The sequence below is a fragment of the Nostoc sp. CALU 546 genome, assembly GCF_048836525.1.
This window is the reverse complement of record NZ_JAWJTF010000349.1, coordinates 1-1,987: the sequence shown is the minus strand read 5'-3', so window position 1 is coordinate 1,987 and position 1,987 is coordinate 1. Positions and strand designations below refer to the sequence as shown.

3 protein-coding genes are annotated in these 1,987 nt (G+C 38.8%); 1 reads left to right on the top strand and 2 read right to left on the bottom strand.

Translation table 11 applies throughout. From position 1 onward, the window contains the following. Window positions 1-674 precede the first annotated feature (674 nt). Window positions 675-1,490 (top strand): hypothetical protein, encoded by an 816-nt coding sequence (locus tag RRG12_RS43575; protein WP_420759942.1) that lies wholly within the window; start codon window positions 675-677, stop codon window positions 1,488-1,490. Between the two features lie 87 nt (window positions 1,491-1,577). On the opposite strand, the gene RRG12_RS43570 is transcribed toward RRG12_RS43575, so the two are convergent. After that, window positions 1,578-1,691, bottom strand: coding sequence for a type II toxin-antitoxin system YoeB family toxin (locus RRG12_RS43570; protein ID WP_335143365.1), 114 nt, complete (start codon window positions 1,689-1,691; stop codon window positions 1,578-1,580). 4 nt (window positions 1,692-1,695) lie between these two features. Continuing rightward, on the bottom strand, window positions 1,696-1,987 hold a 292-nt coding region (locus RRG12_RS43565), incomplete at its 5' end, for a type II toxin-antitoxin system Phd/YefM family antitoxin (protein WP_420763317.1).

The following is a 1,987-nucleotide window of genomic DNA, read 5'->3' as shown; positions in this document are numbered from 1 at the left end:
GGAAGGAGTAATGAGTAACAAGTAATTAGTAATGAGTAAATACCCATTTTTCAGCCACTTAGTACTCCTTACTCATTACTTGAAAGCATTGCGTGAAGCACGGGGCTTTAGACCTAATTCTTTGGTAAGGTAGCTAGAAAAACTGTGCAAGTCTCTTAAAGTTGAAATTTTATTAGCTCTACATTCCAAACCCAAGAGGCGATATCTATGACGGGTTGTGACGCTCGATGAATCGCTATCGGTGACGCACTGATGCTATCTATCCCAATTTTTGCTTTAGTACGAGTAATTTAATGTCATCATAGACTTTATGCTCTATGCCCAGCAAGATGCGATCCCAACGGAGCGATCGCTATAAATCATAACCATTTTACGAAATGCCTGATACAGATACTTTGAAAAATGGTACTAATATATGGCTTTGCCAAGATTCCTAGACGCAGAAATAATGTTAAAAAATAAGAACATCTTCCGTCAACTACTGTTGACAAAGTTTATTTTTTATATGGTGGAGTAGAACTTCCTTCGTCAAAGAGGGATCTAGTTAGTTTGATGCTTAACTATTCACTCCTTGGGGAGATGCTTAGTCTCCGAAAAACTCTGCTTTATCTGATGTCTCGATTAAATTAGAAGCAACTCCGAAATCGTTAACATATTTTTAACCTATTCAAATTATGTGGAAATCAAAGTTAATATTTAGATTTATACTGTCTGTTGCCGCGATCGCTACTAGCGTGCAGCTAAGTTCAGGGAGCGACTATGCTATTGCAGAAAGTGCATCTTCCAAGCCGACTGTTGAATCTGGGCAACAAAATCAAGCTTTAGAAGATGCCAAGGTTGCTCTGACAGGAGTTGGCATCGGAGCGATCGCAGGCTTACTCATTTCTGGTTTATGGTATCAGAAACGTCGTTACCGCAAAATCCAGTCACGTGCCAAAATAAACCGCTTTCGTGAAGAGTTTCTCTGCGGTTCTTTAGCAGATTATTACTTATCTAATTCTAAAGCGAATTCTTCACCTACAAATTCTCGGAAAACTTTACCAACACCAACTAAAGAAGAATCTCCTAGTTCTGAGGAAACTTTCGTAACGCCAACTAAAGAAGAAATATCCGATCCCTCTACTTCTGAAATAAATAATCTAGCAGCAGAACCTACGCCAGACGCACTATCTGATTCCTTATCTGACTGCTACCACAAGTTGATCGAGGAAATTGTTAATACCGTCCTCAATGGTCAAATCAGTTCTAAAGAGTATATATATTGCCAATTAATAGAAAATGTGAGCAGTGGTAATGGTGAAATATTTGAACGCTGTTTGAGCGATCGCTTGCATTCCACCCAATCTGAACTACATAAAGTAATAAATTCTCCGAGTTTATTCCAAAAAGAGCCTCCTGAGTTAAAGAAAGCCCGTTTAAATCGCACCGTGAAGGCATTAGAAAGTATTCAAGAGGAATGGGAACGAGTTCAAAAAGAAAAACTAAATTAAGCTTCAATTACCCAACTGTGCAAGAAATTCTCACGGACTGAAAAGCAAGAAACTTTTCAGTCTTGTTACCAAATATAATTAGCATTTTCAGTAATGATATCGAGCTTGAAGAAAATCAATTCGGTCATCACTTACTAGATAAACAATCCGGTGTTCTTGAGTGAGTCGCCGCGACCAAGCATCTGAATCTAAGTATTTCAATGGTTCAAGTTGCTCTTTCCAAAGCAGTTAACAGACGAACTGCATTTTTAGGTGAACGAAGTAAATAAGATGTTTCTAATAAACTATCTAGTTCATCAACAGCAATTAGGGCGACGCTTTCGCCTTCTTGTCGGGTAATAATTACCACTTCTCTATCTGCAATTACTTGATCGCAGAGTTCGGCTAGGTTGTTACGAGCATCAGTCAAGTTTGTCTGATTGGACATAGTGGGAGGTTTCCTAATGCTGTAGGCTTTACAAAACATAATAGCTTGACTCGTTGGAGGCGAGTAGGTG